The sequence below is a fragment of the Macrococcus bovicus genome, from assembly GCF_030376725.1.
Classification (GTDB): Bacteria; Bacillota; Bacilli; order Staphylococcales; family Staphylococcaceae; genus Macrococcus; species Macrococcus bovicus.
This window is the reverse complement of sequence record NZ_CP128470.1, coordinates 1-22,595: the sequence shown is the minus strand read 5'-3', so window position 1 is coordinate 22,595 and position 22,595 is coordinate 1. Positions and strand designations below refer to the sequence as shown.

19 protein-coding genes and 1 other annotated feature are annotated in these 22,595 nt (G+C 44.7%); of the genes, 2 read left to right on the top strand and 17 right to left on the bottom strand.

All coding sequences use genetic code 11. The features are described 5' to 3' along the window. Window positions 1-41: 41 nt before the first annotated feature. Entirely contained in the window at window positions 42-923 is an 882-nt protein-coding gene (locus QSV55_RS00515; protein ID WP_289650256.1) for a YitT family protein, read from the top strand. Between the two features lie 23 nt (window positions 924-946). Here the strand turns inward: QSV55_RS00515 and QSV55_RS00510 are convergent, their stop codons facing one another. From QSV55_RS00510 to serS, 7 genes are all read right to left on the bottom strand, one after another. Beyond that, the gene (locus tag QSV55_RS00510; RefSeq protein WP_289650255.1) at window positions 947-2,236 is read right to left on the bottom strand and encodes an adenylosuccinate synthase; all 1,290 of its coding nucleotides are present in this window, start codon (window positions 2,234-2,236) and stop codon (window positions 947-949) included. A gap of 265 nt (window positions 2,237-2,501) precedes the next feature. Next, window positions 2,502-3,896 (bottom strand): replicative DNA helicase, encoded by a 1,395-nt coding sequence (dnaB, locus tag QSV55_RS00505; protein ID WP_289650254.1) that lies wholly within the window; start codon window positions 3,894-3,896, stop codon window positions 2,502-2,504. A gap of 15 nt (window positions 3,897-3,911) precedes the next feature. After that, entirely contained in the window at window positions 3,912-4,358 is a 447-nt protein-coding gene (gene rplI / locus QSV55_RS00500) for a 50S ribosomal protein L9 (protein WP_133452108.1), read from the bottom strand. Beyond that, complete coding sequence (locus tag QSV55_RS00495; RefSeq protein WP_289650253.1) at window positions 4,355-6,328, bottom strand: DHH family phosphoesterase; 1,974 nt, start codon at window positions 6,326-6,328, stop codon at window positions 4,355-4,357. Before QSV55_RS00495 ends, rplI begins: the two co-directional genes overlap by 4 nt. 14 nt (window positions 6,329-6,342) lie before the next feature. Further along, complete coding sequence (locus tag QSV55_RS00490) at window positions 6,343-7,254, bottom strand: DUF2232 domain-containing protein (RefSeq protein WP_289650252.1); 912 nt, start codon at window positions 7,252-7,254, stop codon at window positions 6,343-6,345. Window positions 7,255-7,378: 124 nt separating this feature from the next. Beyond that, complete coding sequence (locus QSV55_RS00485; RefSeq protein ID WP_289650251.1) at window positions 7,379-7,894, bottom strand: YceI family protein; 516 nt, start codon at window positions 7,892-7,894, stop codon at window positions 7,379-7,381. A gap of 158 nt (window positions 7,895-8,052) precedes the next feature. Next, on the bottom strand, window positions 8,053-9,327 hold the full coding sequence (gene serS / locus QSV55_RS00480; RefSeq protein ID WP_289650250.1) for a serine--tRNA ligase: 1,275 nt from the start codon (window positions 9,325-9,327) through the stop codon (window positions 8,053-8,055). Between the two features lie 49 nt (window positions 9,328-9,376). Then, window positions 9,377-9,565: a binding site (T-box leader), on the bottom strand. Window positions 9,566-9,649: 84 nt separating this feature from the next. On the opposite strand from serS, the gene QSV55_RS00475 reads away from it, so the two are divergent. Next, complete coding sequence (locus QSV55_RS00475; RefSeq protein WP_133452113.1) at window positions 9,650-10,462, top strand: NAD(P)H-hydrate dehydratase; 813 nt, start codon at window positions 9,650-9,652, stop codon at window positions 10,460-10,462. A 43-nt stretch (window positions 10,463-10,505) separates the two neighbouring features. Here the strand turns inward: QSV55_RS00475 and gyrA are convergent, their stop codons facing one another. From gyrA to dnaA, 10 genes are all read right to left on the bottom strand, one after another. Further along, window positions 10,506-13,139: a DNA gyrase subunit A gene (gyrA, locus tag QSV55_RS00470; protein WP_289650249.1), complete on the bottom strand. Its 2,634-nt coding sequence runs from the start codon at window positions 13,137-13,139 to the stop codon at window positions 10,506-10,508. An 11-nt stretch (window positions 13,140-13,150) separates the two neighbouring features. After that, window positions 13,151-15,064 carry a DNA topoisomerase (ATP-hydrolyzing) subunit B gene (gene gyrB, locus QSV55_RS00465; protein ID WP_208001520.1) on the bottom strand — a complete coding sequence of 638 codons (1,914 nt, stop codon included), beginning with the start codon at window positions 15,062-15,064 and terminating at the stop codon, window positions 13,151-13,153. Window positions 15,065-15,073: 9 nt separating this feature from the next. Further along, a complete protein-coding gene (gene recF / locus QSV55_RS00460; protein ID WP_133452116.1) occupies window positions 15,074-16,174 on the bottom strand; it encodes a DNA replication/repair protein RecF in 1,101 nt (366 codons plus the stop codon). After that, window positions 16,171-16,395, bottom strand: a complete 225-nt coding sequence (gene yaaA / locus QSV55_RS00455; RefSeq protein ID WP_133452117.1) for a S4 domain-containing protein YaaA — start codon at window positions 16,393-16,395, stop codon at window positions 16,171-16,173. The genes recF and yaaA overlap by 4 nt, the downstream gene beginning before the upstream one ends. A gap of 109 nt (window positions 16,396-16,504) precedes the next feature. Next, on the bottom strand, window positions 16,505-16,921 hold the full coding sequence (locus QSV55_RS00450; protein ID WP_289650248.1) for a disulfide oxidoreductase: 417 nt from the start codon (window positions 16,919-16,921) through the stop codon (window positions 16,505-16,507). Then, window positions 16,921-17,583 carry a DsbA family protein gene (locus QSV55_RS00445; RefSeq protein WP_289650247.1) on the bottom strand — a complete coding sequence of 221 codons (663 nt, stop codon included), beginning with the start codon at window positions 17,581-17,583 and terminating at the stop codon, window positions 16,921-16,923. The genes QSV55_RS00450 and QSV55_RS00445 overlap by 1 nt, the downstream gene beginning before the upstream one ends. A 96-nt stretch (window positions 17,584-17,679) precedes the next feature. Further along, entirely contained in the window at window positions 17,680-18,900 is a 1,221-nt protein-coding gene (locus tag QSV55_RS00440; RefSeq protein WP_289650246.1) for an ABC transporter permease, read from the bottom strand. Further along, window positions 18,893-19,789 carry an ABC transporter ATP-binding protein gene (locus QSV55_RS00435; protein ID WP_289650245.1) on the bottom strand — a complete coding sequence of 299 codons (897 nt, stop codon included), beginning with the start codon at window positions 19,787-19,789 and terminating at the stop codon, window positions 18,893-18,895. Before QSV55_RS00435 ends, QSV55_RS00440 begins: the two co-directional genes overlap by 8 nt. A gap of 66 nt (window positions 19,790-19,855) precedes the next feature. Then, window positions 19,856-20,989, bottom strand: coding sequence for a DNA polymerase III subunit beta (gene dnaN, locus QSV55_RS00430; RefSeq protein WP_133452122.1), 1,134 nt, complete (start codon window positions 20,987-20,989; stop codon window positions 19,856-19,858). Between the two features lie 173 nt (window positions 20,990-21,162). Continuing rightward, window positions 21,163-22,494: a chromosomal replication initiator protein DnaA gene (dnaA, locus tag QSV55_RS00425; protein ID WP_133452123.1), complete on the bottom strand. Its 1,332-nt coding sequence runs from the start codon at window positions 22,492-22,494 to the stop codon at window positions 21,163-21,165. Window positions 22,495-22,595 lie beyond the last annotated feature (101 nt).

Below are 22,595 nucleotides of genomic sequence, written 5' to 3'. Positions count from 1 at the left end.
AGTATAGTATAGGTAGAAACTCAGTAGAAAAGAGGGATGCTATGTCACAATTAGCAGCTGAAAAAGTCCATAGAACGCTGCCGCTGAAAGAGAAGATCAAACGTTTCCTGATGGTCACTATCGGTGCACTTCTCATGGCAGTCGCACTTGAATTGTTTTTAGTACCCAACGCGATATTGGACGGGGGTATTGTCGGTATTTCCATTATTACGAGCCATTTAACCGGCCTTCCTTTAGGAATCTTTATCTTTGTCCTGAATTTGCCGTTCTTCTTTCTCGGCTACAAACAAATCGGTAAATCCTTTGCATTATCCACCCTCTACGGCATTGCTGTTCTGTCAATCGCTACCGCTTTGCTCCATCCCGTTCCTCCTTTTATTCAAGAGAAGTTCCTCGTCACTATTTTTGGCGGTGCTATTTTAGGTGTGGGTGTCGGTCTCGTCATCCGTTACGGTGGTTCACTAGACGGTTCAGAGATTTTAGCCATTCTGATCAGCGGAAAAACACCTTTTTCAGTGGGTGAGATCGTCATGGTCATCAATTTCTTCATATTTATCGTCGCAGGCTTTGTCTTCACGTGGGAATCCGCCATGTATTCCGTCATTGCTTATTTCATTGCCTTTAAAGCGATCGATATCGTTCAGCTCGGACTTGATGAATCGAAATCCGTCTGGATCATCAGTGAGCAGTACGAAGAAATCGGTGAAGCCATTAATGCCCGTCTTGGACGTGGGGTAACGTATCTCAGCGGGGAGGGTGCTTTTACAGGTGACGTCAAGAAAGTGATCTTTGTGGTCATCACACGACTAGAAGAATATAAACTGAAGGATATCATCAATCATTATGATGAATCTGCCTTTGTCGCCATTGGCAACGTCTCAGAAGTTAAAGGCGGTCGCTTCAAAAAGCGCGATATCCATTAAAAAAAGAGCCCGCGGGCTCTTTTTTAGTTCTGCCATAAATCTTCAAGTAAATTGGTCTGTGTACGGTCAGGCCCGACTGAGAAGATTGAAATTTTTACATCGCATAATTCTGAAATACGTTCTAAATAACGACGTGCGTTATCAGGCAACTCTTCCATCGTTTTGCAGCCCGTCACATCTTCTGTCCAGCCTGGCAGTTCTTCGAAGATAGGTTTGCATCGTTTTAAGTTGTTCAGGTTTGCTGGGTACTCGGTGATTTCTTCCCCGTCCAGTTCGTATGCTGTACAGATTTTAATGGTCTCAAGACCTGTCAGCACATCGATGGAGTTGATAGACAGATCAGTGATACCACTTACTCGACGAGAGTGACGTAGGACCACTGAGTCAAACCAGCCGACACGGCGCGGACGCCCTGTTGTCGTTCCATATTCTCTGCCGACTTCACGAATGTGATGACCATCAGCGTCGAATAATTCAGTCGGGAATGGACCGTCCCCTACACGGGAAGTATAGGCTTTACATACACCGATGACACGGTCTACAAACGTCGGACCGACACCTGTACCGACTGTGACGTTACCGGCAATCGGATTACTTGATGTCACAAACGGATAAGTCCCATGATCGATATCAAGCATGACACCTTGCGCGCCTTCGAATAATACTTTTTCATCTGCATGGAACGCATCATCCAGCACTTTCGCCGTATCCGTTACGTAGCCGGCAAGACGCTGTCCTGCTGCAAAATACTCATCAAAGATATCCTCAAATTTAAAGCCTTCTGCACCGAACATTTTTTCAAACAGCTCGTTTTTCATCGCCAAGTTCTGTGTCAGTAAAGTACGGAACGTTTCCTCGTCCAGCAGATCAGCCATACGGATACCGATGCGCTGCACTTTATCTACATAGGCAGGACCGATCCCTTTCTTAGTCGTACCGATTTTATTGTCACCGCGTTTTTCTTCTTCCAGTTCATCCTGTTTTAAGTGATAAGGCAGAATTACTTGTGCACGGTTTGAAATACGCAGATTGTCTGTTGAGATACCGCGTTCATTCAATGCATCCAGTTCTTTCAGTAACGCAACTGGATCAACCACCACACCGTTACCGATGACTGCTAATTTATCTGAATAAAAAATGCCGGATGGCACTAAGTGTAATTTGTAAGTCTCGCCGCCGAATTTAATAGTATGTCCTGCGTTGTTACCGCCTGAAAAACGTGCAATAACTGTTGCCTGTTCTGCTAAGAAGTCTGTGATTTTCCCTTTACCTTCGTCTCCCCATTGTGTACCAACAACTACGATAGATGACATTCTTGCACCTCCAAATTTAATAACCTTAGCCATTTTACCAATAAGCGTCTTAAAAATCAAACAAAACCCGAACGTTTAAAATGTAAATTTTAAGCGCCAAGGTCTCACGCCCGAAAATATCAGAATCGTACTAAAATACTGTAATATCAAGGTCTAAGCGTATTTTATCAACTCTTCATGATACAGACATCCTCTTTATCAATTACTTAAAAACAGACTAAAAAACGTACATTTTTGATTTTTATATCAAAAATGTACGTTTTAATTAATTTTCAAAGCCTTCATATTCATAGCTGATATCTGCAAACTTGTTGTACTGCTTCATGAAATTCAGCTTGACGGTGCCTGTCGGACCATTACGCTGCTTAGCGATGATAATTTCAATCTCACCGTTCTCATCCTGTGCCCCGGCATCAGTATTTTCTTCGCCATCTTCGTTATTTCCCCGGTTATAATAATCATCCCGGTAGAGGAAGGCGACAATATCAGCATCCTGTTCAATCGATCCAGATTCACGGATATCACTCATCATCGGACGTTTGTCTTGTCGCTGCTCGACGCCACGTGACAGCTGACTGAGGGCAATAACCGGACATTCCAGCTCACGGGCCAGTGATTTCAGCATACGGGAGATCTCTGACACTTCCTGCTGTCGATTGTCAGAACTTCTTGAGCCTGATCCCTGGATCAGCTGCAGGTAGTCGATCAGTATCATATCTAAACCGTGCTCCTGCTTCAGACGGCGACTTTTCGCACGGATATCTGTTATGCGGATACCCGGCGTGTCATCGATGAATATTTTAGTACGGGAGAGCTTACCGATCGCAACCGTAAACCGGTTCCAGTCTTCATTTTCCATCGTTCCCGTCCGCAATCGGTTGGAATCGACATTACCTGTGCTGCAGATCATACGGGTGGCCAGCTGATCGGCCCCCATCTCCAGTGAGAATATAGCAACAGAATAGTTATTGTCATGGGTAGCGACTTGCTGCGCAATATTCAGGGCAAAGGCTGTCTTACCGACAGAAGGACGTGCAGCAATGATAATGAGGTCATTGCGGTTGAAGCCTGCAGTCATTTTATCCAAGTCACGGTAGCCGGTTGGGATACCGGGTGTCTGTCCTTGGTTACGGTCCAGATCCTCAGCGTTTTCAAAGACCACCTGCAGGATATCACGGATATTCTGAAAGCCGTCTGTTCCCCGGTCGCTCGAGATATTCATAATCCGCTTCTCTGCATCACTGAGCAGAGATTCCAGTTCAAGTTCTTGATTATAGCCGTCTTTCGCGATGGAATCAGCTACATGGATCAACTGCCGTTTGACTGCATCGTTAAAGACGATCTCTGTATAGAAATCAATATTGCGTGTCGTCGGTACAATCTCTGACAGTTCTGACAGGTAGATCGGTCCACCGGCTTCTTCCAGTGTCCCTTCCTTCGTCATCTGATCCGTCAATGTGACGATATCAAGTTGTGCGTTCTTTTCAGACAGAGAAAGCATAGCCTGGAAGATATGCTGATGACTTCTGCGATAAAAATGCTGCGGTAAAAGTTTTTCGAGCGTGGGAATCAAAAGCTCAGGATCCAGCAGAATCGCACCCAGAACAGATTGCTCTGCTTCTAAATGATGGGGCATCTGCATGGAATTAAAATCTTCCATCTGTGCGCCTCCTTCTTACATTTCAGTGACGTGAACTTTCAACGTACCTGACACCTGATTATGCAGTTTAACGGGCACATTGGTGTAACCTAGACTTCTGATGCCGTCCGGCAGGTCCATTTTACGTTTATCAATCTTGATACCATGCTGTTCTTTCAATGCCTCTACAATCTGCTTCGTGCTGACTGAACCAAACAGACGTCCGCCATCTCCAGATTTCGCCTTCACTTCAACTTCCAGTGCCTCTAATTTTTCTTTTAAGTTCTGTGCATCGATTAAATGCTGTTCTTTATCTTTTTCGATACGCTGATTTTGGGCATCCAGCTGTTTAAGGTTGCCTGGTGTCGCCTCGATGGCATATTTATTTTTCAGCAGGAAGTTGTTTGCGTAACCAACAGGTACTTCTTTCACTTCACCTTTTTTACCTTTACCTTTAACGTCCTGTATGAAAATTACTTTCATGATAGTTCACTCCTTTTGAATTGTTCTTCTATTGCGTCTTCTAAATCAAGAATAGCGTTTTCGACTGTAACGCCGCTCAGCTGTACGGCAGCGTTTGAGAGGTGACCCCCGCCGCCCAGCGCTTCCATCACCAGCTGAACATTGATTTCGCCCAGTGACCGCGCTGAGATACCGACGACATCGTCCGCCCGCCTTGCTACTACAAATGAAGCCTCTACACCATTGATACTCAGCAGTTCATCTGCCGCCTGGGCAATGGTCACCGGATCAAAGATAGTAGTCTCATCACCATTGGCAATCGCAATCCCGTCTCGACCTAGCTGCACCGTCTTGATCAGTTCGCTGCGCTGCAGATAGGTATCCATATTGTCTTTCAGGAAATGCTGACAGAGAATGGTATCTGCACCGTGACTTCTTAAATAGCTGGCGGCATCAAAGGTCCGTGAACCCGTACGCAGCGTAAAGTTCCGGGTATCGACGATGATTCCGGCTAACATGACGGTTGATTCCAGCCGCGTCAGCTTATGCTCTTCCGGCTGGTATTCAAGCAGTTCTGTCACCAGTTCTGCTGTTGAGCTTGCGTAAGGTTCCATATAGACAAGAAGAGGGCTTGAAATAAAGTCTTCACCCCGGCGATGATGGTCAATGACCACTTTACGTGATGCCTTATTCAGGATGTTCTCATCGATCACCATATCTGGTTTATGGGTGTCAACAACTACTAAAGTGGTGCGATTCGTCATGAGCGACCAGGCTTCATCAGATGTAATGAATATTTCCTTCAGTTCAGGTTTCTCTTCGATCTCAAGCATCACTCGGCTGAGTGTCTCATCGATATCATAAGCATTAAGTACGATATAGGCATTCAGATCATTCATGCGGGCGAAACGCGCCACGCCTATAGCTGCACCGATGGCATCCATATCAGGCCGTTTATGGCCCATGATGATGACGTTATCTCCTTCAATCAGAATATCCCGCAGCGCATGAGAGATAACCCGGGCACGGACACGCGTTCTTTTTTCCATCGGATTCGTCTTACCGCCGAAGAAACGGACACCGCCAGAGGTATTTTTGATCGCGACCTGATCACCACCGCGACCTAAAGCCAGGTCAAGACTTGACTGCGCGAGTTCACCGAGTGTAATCAAGTTATCCGTTCCTTCTCCTATCCCGATACTCAGCGTAAGATGTGTCTTTTTATCACGGCTCTTCTCACGAATACGGTCCAGCAGATTGAACTTGGTTGTTTCCAGGTCAACGAGAATACGGTTGTTCAGGAAAATAACAAACTGATCAGAAGAGAAGCGTTTAACATAGATATGATTTTCGGCCGCCCATTCATTGACTGCATTGGTCATCATGCTGTTCATTTCAGTCCTGTTGGCGTCGTTCATATTCTGAGTGATCTCATCATAGTTATCCAGAAAGACCATACCGATAACCGGCTGGGATTCCTCGTAAACTTCAAATGTCTCAACGCGTTCGGTCTCATCCAGGAAATAGAGCATATGCATCTCTTCTGCATAGCGGACTTTGAATTTTGTCTCTTTATACTGTGTATGTACTTCATTGACGCCTTGAATCTTTAATTGATTAAGCAGATTAGGGAAAATCTCATTGATTGCATCCGCCAGTATGGGACGATCTATCTTCTCACGAATGAACTGGTTATACCACTCCACTTTATCTGACTGATTCAGGAGGATCATGCCGACCGGAATCTGATTGATCGCAACGGCATTGCCTTTACTGACTTTCACCGCTATATTCTCAAAATACGCTTCACTCCGCGCCATATTCTTTTTCAAGATGACACCTGTGATGATCATGATGATCACAGCGATACAGCCCGCCAGAAGTGCCATAACAGGATGCACAGTAAACAGCAGTGCGATTAAAATGAAGACGAGAATAACCATTACAATAAACGGTGTAATGAGGGTCTGTCTCATATACTTACGGTCCATTTAACTGCCTCCTATTAAGGTTTGATTTTGGTTTTCATCCTGAAGATTAAATCAAGCACGCCAAATAGCTGCGTGACAGGTGCCATCAGAAAGGCCATGATGAAAAGCAGCACACCAAAAACTGTTGGAATGCGTTTCACTTTCAAGAAGAAACTCAGTAATGATAAACCTTGGATGAACATAATCCATTCTAACACATACTTTAAGTTGAGGACTATACCGAGCAGAACGACGTCCTCTGGCACCAGAAACCAGCTGATGATGGTGACAATGAAGTAGAGATACAGGGCCATCTTAGGTACATTCCAGAAATAGAGCGGTCTGAAATTAGGCGTGGCAATTTTGAAGCTGCGTAAAATCGGCAGCGTAATGACCAGTGTCAGCAGAATCAATAAGAACAGATTAAAGATGATCAGCCCCGGCACCTGCATCTGCATTGCATCTAGTGCTGTATTGAAAAGGGCCACGCTTTCTTTCGACACATGTCCTGCCTCAATCTCACTTTTCATTAACGTGAAGTACGTGTTTTTCAAATCACTGAACCATGCCTTGGTGGTCGGGGCCAGATCAGCCAGCTGCAGGAAAATAACTGAAATGAGCGTATACATACTGAGCAAAGTCGTCATGATGAAAAGCATGTTTTCTCTGGAAGCCCGCTCTGTCAGTAAATAACCGAGTACATAACTCATGACAAGAATAGCAAGAACAATCTGAAAAGCAATGATGGATGTAAAAATCATGGATACAAGTGTGACAATGCCTGCCATCACATAAAAAGAAGGCTTGCTCTTCATATAGAGATAGACGCCTGGCAGCAGCGAAAATGGTGCCAGCAAGATTATAACCCCAGGCGCTGTATGAATCAGTAAGGTCATCAGCAGGAGGATCAGCGTGATGATACCTGTCTTCAGAAAATCAATTTTCAAATTTAAAAACTCTCTTTCTCACATAAATTTCATTCTTTACTATTTTACAACTATTGGCTTGATTGCTCAATGTATCGACACACCAACAAAAAAAACCATGCATCTGCATGGCTTGTAAATCTTCTTATTCTTCGATTGCAAATTCCAGCCCGACTGTGAACGCTACATCTTTACTGACCATCACACCGCCTGTTTCAAGCGCCTGGTTCCAGCTGATACCGTAATCTTCACGGTTGATTTTCCCGGTTACGACGATACCTGTCACTTGCCCTCCAGACATCGGATTTTTAGAAGCACCGTTATATTCGATGTCGAACGTTTCTTGATGAGTTTCACCTTTGATTGTTAAGTTACCTGTTACTTTAGAATCAGTGATGGACTCAGAGACGAAAGTGATGTCCGGATATTGTTCAGCATCGAAGAAATCAGCTGATTTTAAGTGACCATCACGATCTGCATTACGAGTATCGATAGAATCCACTTTGACTGAGCCCTTAAATCGTAAGGAAGAAACGTCGTTCACATCTCCAGTTAATTCTCCGTCGAAATCTTTGAACTCACCTGTTATCTTAGAAACCATCAGATGTTTGACTGAAAAAGCGACCGAACTGTGAACTGGATCTAATTTAAAGTTTGTCATTTGAATAACCTCTTTCATTTATTATTTATTTAATATATTTAATATATCAAATATATTTTTTATATTAAAGTGAAACGCTCATCTTTTATTTATATACCCTTTTAAATGTGTTTGAATACAAAATATCCCTCTACTCATTAATAGCAGAGGGATTGATGTTATTTAATGACTGTCTGGCCGCCCATATAAGGAACAAGAGCCTCAGGTACTGTAATAGTACCGTCTTCATTCTGATAGTTCTCTAAAACGGCAGCAAATGTACGGCCGACTGCCAGTCCTGAACCATTTAATGTATGAACGTATTCTGTTTTACCATCTTTTTCACGTTTGAAACGGATGTTAGAACGACGTGCCTGGAAGTCAGTCATGTTAGAGCATGAGCTGATTTCTTTATATGCATTGTAGCTTGGTAACCAGACTTCGATATCGTAAGTCTTCGCAGCACCGAATCCAATATCACCAGAACATAAAGCGATGGTGCGGTAAGGAATATTCAGCAACTGAAGAACCTTCTCGCCGTTCGCTGTCATCTCTTCAAGTGCAGCATAAGAATTCTCAGGTAACTCGAAACGCACCATTTCAACTTTATTGAACTGATGCATACGGATCAAGCCACGTGTATCGCGACCAGCAGAACCTGCTTCAGAACGGAAACATGCTGTCAGTGCAGTGAACTTCACTGGGAATTGATTGACATCCATGATTTCATTGCGGTAGTAGTTTGTCAGCGGCACTTCAGATGTCGGAATCGCATAAAGTCCTTCTTTTTCAATCTTGAACAAATCTTCTTCGAACTTCGGTAATTGTCCTGTCCCATACATAGAGTCTGCGTTGACAAGTTGTGGTGTCACCATCTCCTGGTAACCATGCTCTTTTGTATGCAGATCAAGCATGAAGTTATAAAGCGCACGTTCCAAGCGCGCACCGTCACGTGTCAGGAAGGCAAAGCGTGCACCCGATACTTTTGCTGCACGGTCAAAATCTGCCATTTTTAAATCTTCAACGATATCCCAGTGAGCTTTAGCCTCAAAATCAAACTCACGTGGTGTACCCCATTTGCGAACCTCGACGTTCTCGTCCTCATCTTTACCGAATGGCGTTTCGTCACTCACTAAGTTCGGAATGCTTGACAGCTCGAGCTTGAGATCTGCGTTCAGCTGATTCAGTTCCCCGTCGATTTTCTTGATATCTTCGCCTACGACACGCATCGCTTCAATTGCTTCATCTGCGTTTTCCTTGTTACGCTTTTTCAAGGCAATTTCTTCACTTGCTTTATTACGCTTCGCTTTCAGTTCTTCAGTCTGCTGTGTGAGTTCACGCGCTTTCTTATCAAGCTCAACGATTTTCTCCACCAGGGAAGTATCAATACCACGCATTTCAAGTTTCTTTTTCACTAAATCAGGTTCAGTTCTAAACATTTTGATATCTAACATTGTATTGCCTCCTTTTTATTTTTGGGGACAAAAAAATACCACGTCCCTTGAAAGGGACGTGGTATTACGCGTTGCCACCCTAATTAACAGCCGGAGCTGTTCACTTCATTAACATAACGGTTAAACCGATTGTCTACTTAAACGGATAGATTTCGTTTCTGTTCTTTGCCAGTTCACACCCACCACTGACTCTCTTTGAAAGAAGAAGAAAGTACTTATTCCGAGACAATGTCTTATTAAGTTATTTACATATTATCAGACAAACTTTAAGAATGCAAACTATTCTGTTAAAATGATGATATTAAATTTAAGGGAGTCTTATATGCAAACAATTGACAGCATCACCATACCAAAACGCGAAGATCAGTCTCATAAAGGCGATTATGGCCGCATCCTGTTAATCGGCGGCAATCAGAACATGGGCGGTTCTATCATGCTGTCTTCACGTGCTTGTGTCTATAGCGGAGGCGGCCTTACGACGGTCTGTACACACCATTCCAATCACACGGCGCTTCATTCCCGCTGTCCAGAAGCAATGGTCAGTGATCTGAATGACATTAAAAGACTGACAAAACTTGTGACTGAGGCAGATTGTATCCTGGTCGGTCCTGGTCTTGGTCTTGATATTAAAGGGAACAATACGCTGACTTTTATCCTGCAGCATGTACAGCCGCATCAGACTATTATTATTGACGGGGATGCGATTACTATCTTCAGCAAGCTGCGTCTGACACTCCCGGACTGCGAGGTTATCTTCACGCCTCATCAGATGGAATGGGAAAGACTGAGCGGTATTAAAATTGATGACCAGACACCGGAGCGAAATCGTCAGGCAGCTGATGAACTGGGAGCACACGTCATCTTAAAAAAACATCATACTGAACTTTACCTGAAGACAGGGGACTATAAAATTGATAAAGGAAATCCTGCAATGGCGACAGGCGGCATGGGTGACACACTCGCCGGCATGATAGCAGGGTTTATCGGTCAGTTCGAGACAGAGGAAGCCATCAAATATGCGGTCTATATCCACAGTAAAATCGGTGACCAGTTATCTCAGACGATGTATGTCACACCCCCGTCCATGATCATTAATGAAATTCCGTTTATGATGAAAAAACTGGAAGCAAAATAAGGATGATGCCGAGGCATCATCCTTATTTATTTCTCCGGAAATACTATTCATTTTCCTGATTACGGATTTCATCCAGTGTATCCACATCTTCACTATCTTCGAAGATATCTGTTTCTTCTTCTTCAGATTGTTCTTCTGCTTCACCTACCAGATAGCCGTTTGATTGTTCAATCTCTTCATCCATTTTTTCCCGCGATAATTCGGTCATGTTTTCTTCCTGAGGCGCCACCACTTCTTCTTCCTCTTTCTCTACTTTTGCGACGGTCGCAACAAACTGGTCATCTGAGAGACGAATCAGCTTCACGCCTTGCGTGCTCCGGCCTGTGCGCGAGATAGAGTTCACATCTAAACGGATGATGACACCTTTATCAGTGACAATCATTAAATCCTCATCGCCTGTTACTGTTGCGAAGTAGACAAGAGAACCATTCCGTTCAGTCAGGGTCGCCGTTTTGATTCCCATACCTCCGCGGTTGGAGACACGGTAATCCGTTACCGTTGTCCGCTTACCATAACCTTTATCAGTGACAACGAGAATCTCTTCTTCGCTATCCGGTCTGACGACATCCAGTCCGATGACTTCATCGCCAGCACGCAGAGTGATCCCTTTCACGCCTGCCGCTGTTCGGCCAAGCGGGCGCAATGATTCTTCTTCAAAACGAACCAGTGACGCATTCTTCGTTCCGATGATCAGCTGGTTGCCCCCTTCAGATAAACGTACACCGACTAATTCATCATCCTCGCGGAAACTGATGGCAATCTTGCCGTTCTTATTGATACGCGCAAAGTTCGCCAGGCTTGAACGTTTAACGAGTCCTTTTTTCGTTGCAAAGATAATAAAGGCATCTTCACGCTCCAGATTCTTCACAGCAATCATCTGGCTGATACTTTCGTCTTTCTCAAGTTCCAGTGCATTAACAATAGGAATGCCTTTGGACTGACGAGACAGCTCGGGAATCTCATAACCTTTCAGCTTATAGACACGTCCTTTATTCGTGAAGAACAGTACGTGGTCATGCGTAGACGTTGTGACAATCTGGCTGACAAAGTCATCCTCAATCGTGTTCATGCCTTGTATGCCACGGCCCCCGCGGTTCTGTGCACGATAAGTGGATGCTGACAGACGCTTGATATAGTTATTGTGACTCAGTGTGATGACCACATGGTCTTCTGGAATCAGATCTTCATCTTCCAGCATGTCATAACCGCCGACTGTAATCTCAGTACGGCGACCATCTCCGAACTTCTCTTTGATTTCAGTCAGTTCCTCGCGGATGACCGCTAAAATCCGTTCTTCATCTGCCAGAATTTCCTTCAGCTCTGCTATATATTTCATCAGTTCCTGATACTCGGCTTCAATCTTGTCGCGTTCGAGACCTGTCAATCGACGAAGACGCATATCGAGAATAGCCTGCGCCTGACGTTCAGACAGGCTGAACTGTGTCTGCAGCTCATGGATAGCAACATGGTCATTCTCTGAAGCACGGATCAGTTCAATAATACGGTCGATATTATCGAGTGCTATGCGTAAGCCTTCAAGAAGATGCGCACGGTCTTCTGCTTTTTTCAGGTTATAGACGGTACGACGACGAATCACTACTTTCTGATGCTCAAGGTAATGATGGAGCATCTGCTTCAGATTCAGTAATTCAGGCTTCTGATTGACGATAGCGAGCATATTCATACCAAATGTCGTCTGCAGAGGGGTCAATTTGTACAGATTGTTCAAGATGACGTTCGCATTGGCATCACGGCGGATGTCAATCACAATTCTGACGCCTTCTTTTAAACTCGTCTCATCACGGAGGTCAGTAATGCCGTCTATCTTCTTATCACGGGCGAGCTCTGCAATCTTCTCGACGAGCTTCGCTTTATTGACCTGATACGGAATTTCTGTCACGACGATTGTTTCTTTGCCGTTACTTCGGGTCTCAATCAATGTCTTGGCACGCATAATGACCGAACCACGCCCCGTTTCATAAGCACGACGAATACCGCTACGGCCTAAAATAAGACCCGCAGTCGGAAAGTCCGGGCCGTGGATATAATCCATCAGCTCTGGAATCGTGATATCAGGGTTATGACTGAGTGCGAGCACCCCATCAATCACTTCTGTCATATTATGCGGCGGAATATTGGTCGCCATACCTACTGCAATCCCTGAGGCACCATTCACGAGCAGGTTAGGGAAGCGCGCGGGCAGGACGACCGGCTCACGTTCATTACCATCATAGTTATCCGTAAAATCAATCGTATCCTTGTTGATATCACGCATCATCTCCATCGCCAGCTTCGTCATACGTGCCTCTGTATAACGCATGGCAGCAGCACCGTCGCCGTCCATAGAACCGAAGTTCCCCTGTCCATCGACCAGTGGGTAGCGATAGCTGAAGTCCTGCGCCATCCGGACCATTGCTTCGTAGATAGAAGAGTCACCATGCGGGTGATATTTACCCATGACGTCCCCGACGATACGTGCTGACTTCTTGTAAGGTTTGTCTGATGTCATACCCTGGTCATTCATGCCGTACAGAATACGTCGATGTACGGGCTTCATGCCATCACGAACATCAGGTAATGCACGGGCCACGATAACACTCATCGCGTAATCAAGAAACGACTCGCGCATTTCCTTACTGATATTTCTTTCCTGTACTCTTTCGTTGTTTTCAGCCATTTCGGCGCCTCCTATACGTCTAATGTCGCGTATTGAGCATTATCCTCAATAAACTGGCGGCGATACTCTACTACATCACCCATCAGCATTTCAAATGTCTGATCCGCTTCAATAGCATCTGTTAAAGTCACCTGTAACATGCTTCTGTTCTCCGGATTCATTGTGGTTTCCCATAACTGATCGGCGTTCATCTCACCTAAACCTTTGTAGCGGGCCAGCTGTATCTTAGGTGTGGCCGGCAGTTCACTGCGGAGTCTGTCTAACTCACGGTCATTGTAAACATAATATGTCTTCTTCCCTTGTTCCACTTTGTAGAGCGGTGGCTGAGCGATATAAATATAACCGGCATCAATCAACGGTCGCATAAAGCGGTAGAAGAAAGTGAGCAGTAACGTTCTGATATGTGCACCATCTACATCGGCATCGGTCATAATGACGATTTTGTGATAGCGGGCTTTGGCGATATCAAATTCTCCGCCGATCCCTGTGCCCATTGCTGTAATCATAGAGCGTACCTCGTTATTGCCGAGAATTTTATCGAGACGTGCCTTTTCTACGTTCAGGATTTTACCTCGTAGCGGCAGGATGGCTTGAGTCTTCGAGTTACGACCAGACTTCGCTGAACCGCCGGCAGAATCTCCCTCCACGATGAAGAGTTCGCTTTCCTCCGGTGATTTACTTGAACAGTCAGCCAGTTTACCGGGCAGACTTGCGACATCGAGGGCCGTCTTACGGCGCGTCACTTCACGCGCTTTCTTTGCTGCGAGACGCGCACGGGAAGCCATGATGCCCTTATCAACAATAATGCGGGCCACTTGAGGATTTTCGTATAAGAAACGTTCAAAATGTTCCGCAAACAGTGAATCCGTAATCTGACGCACTTCAGAATTTCCGAGCTTCGTCTTCGTCTGGCCTTCAAACTGCGGATCCTCATGCTTGATAGAGACGACCGCCACTAGACCTTCACGTACATCTTCGCCGGTCAGCTTGTCATCATTGTCTTTAATCAGTTTGTTTTTAGAGCCGTAGTTATTGATGATACGGGTTAATGCACGTCTGAAGCCTTCTTCATGTGTACCGCCTTCATAAGTATGAATGTTGTTGGCGTATGACAGAAGATTCGTCGCATAACCTGTGTTATACTGCAGCGCGATTTCGACTTCTATCACGTCGCGTGCCGCATGGATATAAATAGGTTCCGGGTAGAGAACTTCTTTATTGTCATTGAGCATTTCGACATATGAGCGAATTCCGCCTTCGTAGAAGTATTCGTCTCTTCTGCCGTCTGCGCTGCGTTCATCATTGATCTCAATTTTAATGCCTTTATTCAGAAAGGCGAGTTCACGAATACGCTGCTGCAGTGTCTCATAATCATATTCTGTTGTTTCCGTAAAGATTTCCGGGTCTGCCTTGAAGCGGATCACTGTGCCGGTTTTATCTGTTTCATCGACGACTTTAAGGTCAAATGCAGGCACACCTTTATGATAGGCCTGATGATGCACTTTACCATCTTGATGAACATATACTTCAAGCGTACTTGATAATGCATTGACAACAGACGAACCGACGCCGTGCAGTCCGCCTGAAACTTTGTAACCGCCGCCGCCGAATTTACCCCCAGCATGAAGGACGGTTAAGATGACTTCTACTGCAGGTCGGCCCATTTTTTTATGCATATCTACTGGAATACCGCGCCCATTATCCTGCACTCGGATCCAGTTATCTTTTTCTATCGTCACTACGATGTGATCGGCATAGCCGGCAAGGGCTTCATCGATACTGTTATCGACGATCTCCCAGACAAGATGGTGTAACCCTCTTGCTGAAGTCGATCCGATATACATGCCGGGTCTTTTACGTACTGCTTCCAGCCCTTCAAGGACCTGTATCTGATCTGCACCGTACTGATCTAAATTCTGTTCCACACACGTCACCTACTCTTCATTAGTTATACTGCCTTGGTCGACAAAGAATAACTTTGCCTCCTGTATCGTTTCATGTTCAATGCCGTCCACTGAGGTCGTTGTCACAAATGTCTGTACTTTGTGCTGGATAGTTGACAGCAGATGAGTCTGCCTGCTGTCATCCAGTTCACTGAGGACGTCATCCAATAATAAAATCGGATATTCTCCGACTTCTTCGTTAATTAATTCAATTTCCGCAAGCTTCATGGATAGAGCCGTTGTCCGTTGCTGCCCCTGGGAGCCATAAGTCTGCACATCAATATCATTGATGGAGAAGGAGAGGTCGTCACGATGCGGGCCGTATAGACTCGTCATGCGGTCGATTTCCCGGTCCATCACAGCTGTAAGCTGGCTATATGTCTCCTCAGCCATATGTTCAGTGAGCTTGAGGCTCGCATCATAATGAATCTTGAGATTTTCTTTATTTTTCGTAATACCACGATGAATTTCATTCGCTTTTGCTTCCAGCTGTGCGATGAATTGCTGCCTTCTTAGCGTCAGCTTGGCAGCATACTCTGCAAACTGCTGATTAAGCACTTCCAGCATTGTCCGGTCGCCGCCTGCTGACTTCAGCTGCTTGAGATAATGGTTCTTCTGTTTAAGAATCCGCTGATAATTGGAAAGGTCGTTTAAATAGACAGCAGATATCTGTCCGATTTCGATATCGATGAAGCGCCGTCTGACCTGCGGGCTGCCTTTTACAAGGCTGAGATCCTCCGGTGCGAATAAGACTACATTCATATGACCGACATACTGCGTCAGCTTGCTTTGTTCAAGATGATTGGCTTTTGCTTTCTTGCCCTTCGCAGAAATCTGAAGGGAGAGCGGCATCGTACCATAACGATATTCAAGGTCGCCTTCAATAAGTGCAAAGTCTGCTTGCCACTGAATCAGCTCTTTGTCCTGTGTCGCACGATGACTTTTCGCCAGAGCGAGACAGTAGATGGCTTCCAGCAAATTCGTCTTACCTTGCGCATTGGAGCCGATAAGGACATTCACTTCATCATGAAAATCAAGGGACACCTTATCATAATTACGAAAATGGGTCAGGTCGAGGTGTTTTAATTTCATCCTTCAGCAGAATAAGAAATCTTAAACTTGCCCTCGCCTTCAATATCAACGATATCGTCCTGCGCAAGTTTCTTGCCCCGTCTTGTTTCAAGCGTACCATTCAGGTAGACCGTGTTTTCCTGTAAAAACCATTTTGCCTGTCCGCCTGTGCCGATAATACCTTCCGATTTCAGCAGCTGACCGAGCGTTACTATACCGTCAAATTCGACTTGTTTCACCATATCACGGTTCCTCCTATCCGTTTAAGTCATCATATAATTATACCTTTTTTTCGCTGAAATTGCATGTTTTAAAGGCAAAAAGAAGCGATGGAATATCCATCGCTTCGTGTTATTTTTGTGCAGGTCGTTTAACGAGCAGCATACAGATTGTAATAAGCAGAAATGCTGTGCCAGCCAGGAAGGGAATCGTGATGAAACCGCCCCAGTTGATATACTGCGTACTGCATGGCACACCGCCGACGCACGGTTTCACAGGTGCAAATCCTGGCACCTTCTGTTCCATATAGTGATAGACCGAGAAACAGAAACCGATGATCGAGAAAGTCAGGACTAAAAACTTCATGTGGTAATCTTCACGCAGTGCCGCAAATCCTAGCACCAGGACCAGGGGATACATCAGTATACGCTGATACCAGCACATCTCACAAGGCACGAAATGTTTGATTTCAGAGAAAAACAGGCTGCCGAGCATCGCGACAATAGACACAATCCATGCTGCAAAGAAGAGCAGAGTGTTTCTCTGCATTATTTTTTCGCCTCATCAATCGCTTTTTTCATCGTTTCCAGTTCAAGTGGGTTGCTGACCATTTTACCGTTGACGAAAATCGTCGGTGTCTGAGTCACGCCGTGTTTTCTATACAGATCGATGTCATGTTTCACCGCTGCATTTTCTTTAGATTGCACGACTTTAGCTGTATCTTTAATACCTGCTTTTTCTGCCTGTTTTTTAATAACGGCATCTGTCAGCCAGCTTTCGCCTTCTGTATGAGTAGTCGGCTGTGCTTCAAATAAACCATTATGGAAATCCCAGAACTGCTCCGGATGATTCTTCCAGACGTATTCAGCAGCACGCGCACCTTTCAGAGAATCAGCCCCGTGGAAAGGTGTATTGATGAAATACATCTTCGCCTCGCCTTTATCAATATAATCTTTAACGATTTCCGGCTGGATTTCTGTATCATAGAATCGGCAAGCCGGACATAAATAATCACCGAACTCCACAATCGTTACAGGCGCTTTCTCATCTCCCATCATCGACTGGCCTTTAACATCTATATCCACTGCTTTTGCAGATGAATCAGTGGTATCTGAACCGCTACCCTGATTGAAAATAACCATCGCAGCAATCGCACCGATGACAATAACCGCTAAAATCATTGCAAATATCATATTTCCTTTATTCTTCATGACATACTCCTCAAATTTGATGTAGTTTACAGTATAAATTTTATACTAAAGAGCATGGTTTAGAAAGTGCGTAAACGTTAAGATTTTGTGACAAAGTTATTTGATGGTCAGCGCCTGGCGGAAGTTGTTGACCAGACCTTTGCCGTAACTGAAGACACTGCCTTTATAAATACGAGCAGCCAGTAATAAAGACAGCACAATAGTGACAATGGAGATGATGATGCCGATGATGATCTCCACATCACCTGTCTGGCTGGATAACGTTCTCAGCAGCATGACCATAGGTGTAAAGAACGGGATATAACTCGTGATCCTGACCAGCATATTGTCAGGTGTGGTCAGGTTGAAAATCGCGATATAAAAAGCAGCGAGGTTGAGAAAAGTCACCGGCATCACTGCCTGGGCAATATCTTCAACGCGGTTGGTCAGCGCACCGATAATTGCGGAGGCACTGACATTCATCAAAAGACCGAGCAGCAGGAAGGTGACAGCATAAATGATGATGCGGACTGTACCTGGGCCGAAACTCAAGTCAAAGGACTTAAGCACATCTTGCAGATCAAAAAGGTAGAGACAAGCTAAAATGGTCAGGGCAACTGCAAGCATCTGCGTCAATGCAGCTGCAAGGATCGCCACTATTTTCGCCATCATATGGTTGACCGGCGAGACACTCGTCACAATCATTTCAATGACGCGTGATGATTTCTCCATCGCAATCTCAGTAGCCATCTGGTTGGCGTAATTAAGCGAGATCATGAAAATCAGGAAGAGCCCGATATAGACCACAGCTGTATTGATGAATTTCTCGCTCTCATCCACTTCATTCTTCGGCTGGCTGAGCGATGTCTCGTTAATCTCTGCCGGTGCCGTCAGAGCATTCACTTCAGCAGGGGTCAGGTCCAGCGTCTGAGCTACTCTGCTTGCCTGCAGGCTCGTCAGAACAGGTTCTATGGATGCTCTATCACCGCCATCCTTTGAATAGAGCGTCGCCGTCAGCTTGCCCTTGGATTCATGAATGTCGATCAGCTGTTTATAACGATCCTCTTTTACGCCTTTTTTACCTTCTGCCAAGGTCACTTTCTCAATCTTCCGCTCTTGATCTCCTTGCTTATAGGCTGTCACAAAGGCGTTCTGCACATCCTTATCTGCTGCTACGGCAGTCACTTCATCTTCGCTGTGATCAAAGAAATCAATCACTTTATCTATGTTGCTCAGCCCGATGACAATGAGCATCAAGATAAGAGTCGTAATGATAAAAGATTTACTGCTCACTTTTTTCAGATAGGTCATTGAAAAAGTAGTCATAAATTTAGTCATGCTGATGTCCCACCTTTGCCAGGAATATATCGTTAAGAGACGGTTCTGCCACTTCGAAGCGAGAGACATAGCCGAGACGACTGACCGCTTCAAAGATGACCGGTGCGGCTTTAATATCATCGATGGTCAGGTTGACACCCTGTCTGCCTGCTTTATAGCCGATGACACCCGGAATCGCCTGCAGCGATGAAAAATCATGTGCACCTCTGATGATGATTTCTTTACGGCCGAAATCCTGCTTCACCTGCTGAATATTTCCTTCAACCACTGTCTTTCCTCTATCCAGAATACAGACTCTGTCACACATCTCCTCGACGTGCTCCATGCGATGTGAACTGAAAATGATGGTTGCGCCTTTATCATTGATTTCCTTGACGGCCGATTTTAGCAGTTCAACATTGACTGGATCAAGGCCACTGAACGGCTCATCTAAAATCAGCAGTTCCGGCTGATGGATAATCGCACCGATCAGCTGAATCTTCTGCTGATTGCCTTTAGATAATGCTTCAATCTTCTTCTCTTTATTTTCCGTCACTTCAAAACGCTTGAGCCAGTAGTCGATTTCGTGCTTAATAGCTGTTTTTTTCATGCCCTTTAAACTCGCCAGATAAGTCAGCTGCTCAGATACTTTGAGCTTAGGGTTCAGCCCGCGTTCCTCCGGCAGATAACCGATAGCATCAGTTATGTCATAGGTGATTGGCTGATTCTTGTAAGTAATCTCGCCGGCATCACGTTCAAGCAGACCAAGAATCATTCTGAATGTCGTTGTCTTCCCTGCACCATTACCGCCTAAGAAACCGAGCATCTCACCCGCCGGTACTTCAAATGACAAATCGTCGACGGCTGTAAATTTACCGAATTGTTTGCTTACATTCTGGATATTTAACATAAAAATCCACCCCTTCCAGTTTATATTAACAAAAAAAGACCTATGCTGGGTAGCATAGGTTAATCATTAATAAGTTCTGATCGGCAGAATAAGTTGAACGACATTGTCATCATCCTGCGGTTTCAGGATGAAAGGACGCATGGTACCGAAAAACTCAACATTTACATCACTGTTATCAATCGCCTTCAGCGCATCCATCATGTATTTAGAGTTAAAAGAAATCTTAAGTTCCTGACCTTCGAATTTAGAAGTCTTCACGTCTTCTTTCACTGTTCCGATTTCAGGAGAAGTAGAAGAGAGTTCCACGTGCTCGCTTGCTGTTGAGAGTTTGATGACATTGTTGCCACCTTCACGCGCTAAGAGCGATGCACGGTCGATAGCATGGAAGAACTCAGTGTTGCTGATAGTGAGTGAAGTCTCATAGCTTTCAGGGAACAGACGGCTTGTGTCCGGATAATTGCCTTCTAATAGACGAGAAATAAAGTGTACATGACCGACTTTGAAGAGCACTTGGTTAGCAGCAAAGAAGACATCTACTGATTCATCTTCATCGCTGATAATCTTGTTGAGCTCATTTAACGCCTTACCTGGAATGATGACATTGATATTTTCGATTGTATTGTTTTCAAGCGGGAGACGGCGCAGCGCCAGTCGATGTGAATCTGTTGCAGTACAGCTGAGAATGTTCTCTTGAATCACCCAGTTAACACCTGTCAGTACAGGACGTGTTTCTGAGGTGGACACCGCAAAGTTAGTTTGTCGAATCATATTTTTAAGCACTTTAACCGGTAACGTAATCACACTGTCTTCAGAGACTTGCGGTAACAATGGGTATTGATCCGGATCTAATCCTGAAACATTGAACTCCGACTGTCCAGAAGTGATTTTAGCCTGGAATTGTGCGTTTGTATCAATTGTGACATCTGTCGCTGGTAGTTTTTTGATGATATCAACAAAGAAACGGCCTGGCAGTACGATAGAGCCTTTATCCTGAATCGTCACAATCTGCTCATGGTTCAGTTCAGCTGGAATCGTGATTTCAATAGAGACTTCTGAATCAGAACCCGTTAAGACCAGTCCATTATCAGTCGCATCAATTTTGATTCCTGTCAGGATGGGTAACGTGGTTCGGGGTGAGATGGCTTTTAATGTGTCATTTAATTGATTGATGAAATAGTCTCTCTGGATTGTAAATTTCATATCGTTACTCCTTATCGTCGTTATATATATATTTTATATCTTTTAAAATCGTAATAATAGTAATAGGGGGTGTGAATAGGTGGATAAGTGCGCAGTTCCTTACAGCCTGAAGATATCCACATGTGTATAACCTGTGCGTAAGGTTGTCTCACTTATTCACTGTTATCCACAGGTTAACCGAGAATCTCCTGTTCCAGATTTTTGATTTCCTTTGCTAGTTTTTCATCATTTTCAATCTGGTTTTTAATTTTTTCGTGCGCATGGATGACCGTTGTATGGTCACGACCCCCGAATTCTTCCCCGATTTTAGGTAAGGAATAATCCGTCAGTTCACGTGCAAGGTACATCGCTATCTGACGCGGGAAAGCGATGGATTTTGTGCGTTTTTTAGCGGTGAAGTCTTCAAGTCTGACGTTGTAGTAAGCACCGACAATGGTCTGGATGTCCTGTATGCTGATTTTCTTAGGTTTGCTGGTCGCGATGATATCTTTCAGTGCTTCCGCTACAAGATCAGGGGTCAGTTCGCGTTTGACCAGTTTGGAATAAGCGCTGACACGTGTGAGTGCGCCTTCAAGTTCTCTGATATTGGAATGAATCTGGCTTGCGATATAGAGCATCGCTTCATTAGGGATTTCAATGTTTTCTTCTTCTGATTTCTTCCGTAAAATCGCGATACGTGTCTCGAGGTCAGGCGGGGTAACGTCTGTGATCAATCCCCATTCAAAACGGGAGCGCAGACGATCTTCTAATGTCGGGATTTCTTTAGGTGCCCGGTCGCTCGATATGACAATCTGTTTATGATTCTGATGCAGCTCGTTGAAAGTATGGAAGAACTCTTCCTGAGTGGATTCTTTACCTGCAAGGAACTGGATATCATCGATAAGCAGGACATCGACATTCCGGTACTTGGAACGAAATTCCTCTGTTTTATTGTCCTTGATGGAGTTGATGAATTCATTGGTGAACTTCTCGCTTGAAGTATAGACGACCTGTGCATTGTCCTTATGTTCCATGACATAATGGCCGATAGCATGCATGAGATGGGTCTTCCCTAAACCGACGCCCCCGTAGATGAATAACGGGTTATAAGCTTTGGCAGGGGCCTCAGCAACTGCCAGGGAGGCAGCGTGGCTGAAGCGGTTACCGCTGCCGATGACAAACGTATCGAATGTATTGTCAACGTTCAGCTGGTTAGGAAGCACTTCACTTTCTGTCTGTTTGATAGGTTCGGGTTCAGGATCTGTCAGTTCTTCTGTATCGCCATTAGAGATTATTTTGACAGTCAATGTTTCCCCGATGGTTTCATGAATAGTCTCCTGTATGACCGGCACATAGTTTTTGATGAGCCAGTCTGCGTTAAAGGCAGTGGGTGCTTCAATAACGATATGATGATTATTGAGCGTCTTGATTTTTGTATTGACGAACCATGTCTGATAACTAGGGGCAGAGAGTTTTTTTTCTAGATTTTGCAGGACTGACGACCAAATTGTATCAATACCACTCATAGCGGACCTCTTTCTTTAAAAATTTTATTTGGGTTATTCACAATATCAAAAGCTGTGTATAATGTTAAAAACAGCTTATGGATAACTATCCACAAATCATC

Bases quoted from the DNA above. Each gene is read 5' to 3' on its own strand.
- dnaN (WP_133452122.1), bottom strand. From the start codon at position 20,989: ATGAAATTTACAATCCAGAGAGACTATTTCATCAATCAATTAAATGAC.
- QSV55_RS00475 (WP_133452113.1), top strand. From the start codon at position 9,650: ATGCAAACAATTGACAGCATCACCATACCAAAACGCGAAGATCAGTCT.
- QSV55_RS00435 (WP_289650245.1), bottom strand. From the start codon at position 19,789: ATGTTAAATATCCAGAATGTAAGCAAACAATTCGGTAAATTTACAGCC.
- QSV55_RS00440 (WP_289650246.1), bottom strand. From the start codon at position 18,900: ATGACTAAATTTATGACTACTTTTTCAATGACCTATCTGAAAAAAGTG.
- QSV55_RS00445 (WP_289650247.1), bottom strand. From the start codon at position 17,583: ATGAAGAATAAAGGAAATATGATATTTGCAATGATTTTAGCGGTTATT.
- QSV55_RS00515 (WP_289650256.1), top strand. From the start codon at position 42: ATGTCACAATTAGCAGCTGAAAAAGTCCATAGAACGCTGCCGCTGAAA.
- rplI (WP_133452108.1), bottom strand. From the start codon at position 4,358: ATGAAAGTAATTTTCATACAGGACGTTAAAGGTAAAGGTAAAAAAGGT.
- QSV55_RS00495 (WP_289650253.1), bottom strand. From the start codon at position 6,328: ATGGACCGTAAGTATATGAGACAGACCCTCATTACACCGTTTATTGTA.
- recF (WP_133452116.1), bottom strand. From the start codon at position 16,174: ATGAAATTAAAACACCTCGACCTGACCCATTTTCGTAATTATGATAAG.
- yaaA (WP_133452117.1), bottom strand. From the start codon at position 16,395: ATGGTGAAACAAGTCGAATTTGACGGTATAGTAACGCTCGGTCAGCTG.
- dnaB (WP_289650254.1), bottom strand. From the start codon at position 3,896: ATGGAAGATTTTAATTCCATGCAGATGCCCCATCATTTAGAAGCAGAG.
- QSV55_RS00510 (WP_289650255.1), bottom strand. From the start codon at position 2,236: ATGTCATCTATCGTAGTTGTTGGTACACAATGGGGAGACGAAGGTAAA.
- serS (WP_289650250.1), bottom strand. From the start codon at position 9,327: ATGTTAGATATCAAAATGTTTAGAACTGAACCTGATTTAGTGAAAAAG.
- gyrA (WP_289650249.1), bottom strand. From the start codon at position 13,139: ATGGCTGAAAACAACGAAAGAGTACAGGAAAGAAATATCAGTAAGGAA.
- QSV55_RS00485 (WP_289650251.1), bottom strand. From the start codon at position 7,894: ATGACAAACTTTAAATTAGATCCAGTTCACAGTTCGGTCGCTTTTTCA.
- dnaA (WP_133452123.1), bottom strand. From the start codon at position 22,494: ATGAGTGGTATTGATACAATTTGGTCGTCAGTCCTGCAAAATCTAGAA.
- QSV55_RS00450 (WP_289650248.1), bottom strand. From the start codon at position 16,921: ATGCAGAGAAACACTCTGCTCTTCTTTGCAGCATGGATTGTGTCTATT.